The sequence below is a fragment of the Klebsiella sp. M041 genome (genome assembly GCF_059759695.1).
In genome coordinates this window covers 1-4,488 of the sequence record NZ_JCAXWU010000047.1, presented here as the reverse complement: position 1 = coordinate 4,488, position 4,488 = coordinate 1, and the positions used below count along the sequence as shown (strand labels likewise).

The following is a 4,488-nucleotide window of genomic DNA, read 5'->3' as shown; positions in this document are numbered from 1 at the left end:
GGTGTCATATTCAACGTGAGAGGTGTTGATGGTGATACCACGAGCTTTTTCTTCCGGCGCGTTATCGATCTGGTCGAATGCGCGAGCGGAACCACCGTAGGTTTTAGCCAGTACGGTAGTGATGGCAGCGGTCAGCGTTGTTTTACCATGGTCAACGTGGCCGATAGTACCGACGTTAACGTGCGGTTTTGTACGTTCAAACTTTTCTTTAGACATCGATTGTCCCTCTAAGACACGGATAAATCGGTGATATCACCACATCAACCAGGCAACATGCCCGACTTGTTGAATGAACATAACAGAAGAGAAACAGGGAAGGAGAGAAAAGAAGTGGTGCTGATACCCAGAGTCGAACTGGGGACCTCACCCTTACCAAGGGTGCGCTCTACCAACTGAGCCATATCAGCACGTCTGGAGCGGGCAGCGGGAATCGAACCCGCATCATCAGCTTGGAAGGCTGAGGTAATAGCCATTATACGATGCCCGCATCCTGAAACTCGGCTACCCAGTTCTTTCTGTAATACTAAAGAGACTGCTCTCTGTAGTATTGAGCTGATTAGTTTACCCAACCAACTCCGGCTACGCAAAGCGTCGCCAGAAAGTGGTGGTGGGGGAAGGATTCGAACCTTCGAAGTCGATGACGGCAGATTTACAGTCTGCTCCCTTTGGCCGCTCGGGAACCCCACCCAAATTGTTATGGTGCCGACTACCGGAATCGAACTGGTGACCTACTGATTACAAGTCAGTTGCTCTACCTACTGAGCTAAGTCGGCATCAAGTAGCGCGCATTCTAGGGAGAGGAGCGAGTTCATGCAACTAAAAATTTGCATAAAACGTTCTCTTGCTCACATTTTGTGCTCTTACGCGAAAAAACGGTGTAATTTCAAACAACGGAGTGCAAATAATCGCCAGCAAACAGCACAGCAGGCGCGGTTTCGGTCATCCACGTTTACCCGGAACGTATGCTGACCGCAGACTGAAAGGCAACAGGCCGTTAGCACAATCCTGTTAGCAAAGGCCATGCTTTGCAAAGCATAAGAAACTTATTCCTCTCTTGTGACGCTGGCGCGAGAAAGCAGCATTCAATGAGTTTTTTTCTTATTATTCCCGGCAATCTGGTGTTACCCTCCTGCCCATTGTCCTGATTAACTCGTGTGAAGCATCGCCGTTTCAACGTATTCGGTGATGGTAAGAACATGCTTATGAGCCAAAAAGAGCAGACGTTAATGACACCGTACCTACAATTTAACCGCCACCAATGGGCTGCACTTCGTGATTCTGTCCCGATGACGTTAACCGAGGAAGAAATCACGCGGTTAAAAGGCATCAACGAAGATCTCTCTCTGGAAGAGGTTGCTGAGATCTATTTGCCGCTGTCGCGTTTGCTCAACTTCTATATTAGTTCTAACCTGCGTCGTCAGGCGGTTCTCGAACAATTTCTTGGCACCAACGGTCAGCGAATTCCCTATATAATCAGCATAGCTGGCAGCGTTGCGGTAGGTAAAAGCACCACCGCCCGTGTACTGCAGGCCTTGCTTAGCCGTTGGCCTGAGCATCGCCATGTCGAACTCATTACCACTGACGGATTTTTGCACCCTAACTCGGTTTTGAAAGAACGTGGGTTAATGAAGAAGAAAGGCTTTCCGCAATCTTATGATATGCATCGGCTGGTGAAGTTTGTCTCCGATCTCAAATCAGGAGTACCACAGGCAACTGCACCGGTTTATTCCCATCTAATTTATGATGTTATTCCCGACGGCGATAAAACTGTCGCGCAACCGGATATTCTCATTCTTGAAGGACTGAATGTTCTGCAAAGTGGGATGGATTATCCACACGATCCGCATCATGTATTCGTATCGGATTTTGTCGACTTTTCTATTTATGTCGATGCCCCGGAAGAATTATTGAAAAGCTGGTATATCAACCGCTTTCTTAAATTCCGGGAAGGAGCATTTACCGACCCGGATTCTTATTTCCATAATTACGCCAAGCTGTCGAAGGAAGAAGCGGTGGATATTGCCACCTCGCTATGGAATGAGATTAACCTAATGAATCTCAAGGAAAACATCCTTCCAACCCGCGAGCGCGCCAGCCTGATTATGACCAAGAGCGCCAATCATTCCGTTAATCAGGTACGCTTACGGAAATAAAGCAAAGGGAGCCGAAGCTCCCTTTTTTATTCTGCGCTGCGCAATGATATTTCACCACCGACCCAGGCTTTTATCACACCATCCTGCTCCAGCAATAGCGCCCCCTGGGCGTCAATACCGCGGGAAATGCCATAAATTTCTTTATCACCGATAATCAGTTTTACCGGACGATGAATAAAGTTATCCAGTTTTTCCCAGCGCGGCAGATAAGGAGCCAACCCTTCCTGCTCGAACAGCTCCAGCCCCAGGCGCAGCTCTTTAATCAGGCGCGCGGCGAGGAGGTTACGATCGATGACCACCCCTGCTTCCTGAAGGCTGATCCAACCCTGATTGACGACATCAGACTCCACGCGACGCATCACAAGGTTGATACCCGCGCCGCTGACGATTTGTGCGGCATCGCCCGTTTTTCCCGTCAGTTCCACGAGGATCCCTGACAGCTTACGATCCTGCAGATAAATATCGTTCGGCCATTTCACGCGAACCTGTTCGGCCCCGAATTGCTGCAGCACTTCAGCGATCACAATACCGATCACCAGGCTTAGGCCAATAGCCGCTGCCGGGCCCTGCTCCAGACGCCAGTACATTGAGAGATAGAGATTCGCGCCAAAGGGGGAAAACCATTTTCTGCCTCGTCGACCCCGCCCTGCCTGCTGATATTCAGCCACGCAGGCATCGCCGGACGTCAGCTCATCCAGTCTGTCCAGCAAATACTGGTTAGTGGAGTCGATTACCGGAAGGACAGTCACTCGGCCATGCTCTATCTGTTGGGAGATCTTTTTCTCATCCAAAAGATGAATAGGCTCTGGCAGGCTGTAACCCTTGCCCGGTACGGTAAACACATCAACGCCCCAGTCGCGTAAAGTCTGGATATGCTTATTAATCGCCGCCCGGCTCATGCCTAACTGCTCGCCAAGCTGTTCACCTGAGTGAAACTCACCATCAGCAAGGATAGAAATTAGCGTTAAAGGGATAGTATGGTCTTTCACGCAATGCTCTCCTCTGCGTTGACTTCACCATGCGTTCCAATGAAGCGCACCTCGGGTTGAAGCCATACATTGAATTTCGCACCCACCTGCTGGCGAACGTAATGGGCAAGCTTTATCACATCCTCACTGGTCGCTTGATCTTCATTAATCAGTACCAGCGCCTGCTGTCGATGCACGGCCGCGCCGCCGATGCGTTGTCCTTTGAGCTGACATTGATCGATTAGCCAGCCAGCGGCCAGCTTGACGCTGCCGTTTGCCTGCGGATAGTGCGGTGCATGAGGGAACTGCGCCAGCAGCGCTTCTGCAACCTGAGCGCTGACGATCGGGTTCTTAAAAAAGCTGCCAGCATTACCGTTAATCTTTGGATCCGGCAATTTAGTCATTCGCATATGACAGACCGCATCGAATACCTGCTGCGGGGTGACCGTCTGCGGATCGAGACGTGTTAAATCACCGTAGCTCAGCACCGGTCGCCACGCTTTCTCTAACGCCAGGCCAATCGCGACGATGGCGTAGCGGTCCTGATATTCATGTTTAAAGATGCTGTCGCGATAGCCGAAACGGCATTCCGCTGCGGAAAGGCGTTGTTTACGTCCCGTTTCCAGCTCGATGCAGTCAACATATTCGCAAACCCGCTGCAATTCGACGCCGTAAGCGCCAATATTCTGGATAGGCGAAGATCCTGCGCAACCAGGGATTAATGCCAGATTTTCCAGACCAGGCATCGCATGCTGTAGCGTGAACTGCACCAGTTGATGCCAGTTTTCGCCGGCGCCGACGTGCAAGCGCCAGGCATCCGGGGTTTCGCTCACCTCGATCCCCATAATTCGGTTGAGGATCACCGTACCGGCATAGTCGTTCATAAACAGGACGTTACTGCCTTCCCCAAGGATTAGCGTGGGTTCGCCAGCCGCGACAGCGGTTTGCCAGGCGCTTAATAACTGTTGTTCAGTTTCGGCGCGTACTATCGTATTGGCGGATCGCTCAATGCCAAAGGTATTCCAGGGTTTGAGGGAGTGGTTCATAGTGGCTTCCTGATGCAAAATCGGCGTTAGTTTACCGTATCTGGCGGGGGAAGGCTTGCCTGATTACAGAGGCAATAATATTGCGGGGCGCTAACGGTGGTGATGTGGTGTACCGGTCCGGGCAACAGAACCCGCAAGGTCCGTAGCCCCGGTAAGCGCAGCGCCACCGGGGGAAGCATGTCGGCACCCTCGCCGGAGGACAAAAACGCAAAAAAGCTCAGTCTTTCGACTGAGCTTTCTGCTTTATTTGATGCCTGGCAGTTCCCTACTCTCACATGGGGAGACCCCACACTACCATCGGCGCTACGGCGTTTCACTTCT

Annotated in this window: 4 protein-coding genes and 4 tRNA genes; 1 reads left to right on the top strand and 7 read right to left on the bottom strand. The window is 51.2% G+C overall.

Annotated elements, in window-relative coordinates:
- The 5 genes from AC6CWS_RS26335 to AC6CWS_RS26315 form a co-directional block, all read right to left on the bottom strand.
- On the bottom strand, positions 1–216 hold a 216-nt coding region (locus AC6CWS_RS26335; RefSeq protein WP_227545090.1), incomplete at its 3' end, for a GTP-binding protein.
- 115 nt (positions 217–331) lie between these two features.
- A tRNA-Thr gene (locus AC6CWS_RS26330) sits at positions 332–407 on the bottom strand.
- A gap of 5 nt (positions 408–412) precedes the next feature.
- Positions 413–487: transfer RNA gene (locus AC6CWS_RS26325), tRNA-Gly, on the bottom strand.
- A gap of 115 nt (positions 488–602) precedes the next feature.
- Positions 603–687 (bottom strand) — tRNA-Tyr (locus AC6CWS_RS26320).
- Between the two features lie 10 nt (positions 688–697).
- A tRNA-Thr gene (locus AC6CWS_RS26315) sits at positions 698–773 on the bottom strand.
- A gap of 429 nt (positions 774–1,202) precedes the next feature.
- Here AC6CWS_RS26315 and coaA point away from each other — a divergent pair.
- Positions 1,203–2,153, top strand: coding sequence for a type I pantothenate kinase (gene coaA, locus AC6CWS_RS26310; RefSeq protein ID WP_032429237.1), 951 nt, complete (start codon positions 1,203–1,205; stop codon positions 2,151–2,153).
- A gap of 26 nt (positions 2,154–2,179) precedes the next feature.
- Here the strand turns inward: coaA and birA are convergent, their stop codons facing one another.
- Together birA and murB are read right to left on the bottom strand one after the other, a co-directional pair.
- Positions 2,180–3,142, bottom strand: a complete 963-nt coding sequence (gene birA / locus AC6CWS_RS26305) for a bifunctional biotin--[acetyl-CoA-carboxylase] ligase/biotin operon repressor BirA (RefSeq protein ID WP_080901933.1) — start codon at positions 3,140–3,142, stop codon at positions 2,180–2,182.
- The gene (murB, locus tag AC6CWS_RS26300; protein WP_065884208.1) at positions 3,139–4,167 is read right to left on the bottom strand and encodes a UDP-N-acetylmuramate dehydrogenase; all 1,029 of its coding nucleotides are present in this window, start codon (positions 4,165–4,167) and stop codon (positions 3,139–3,141) included. Before murB ends, birA begins: the two co-directional genes overlap by 4 nt.
- Between the last annotated feature and the right edge of the window lie 321 nt (positions 4,168–4,488).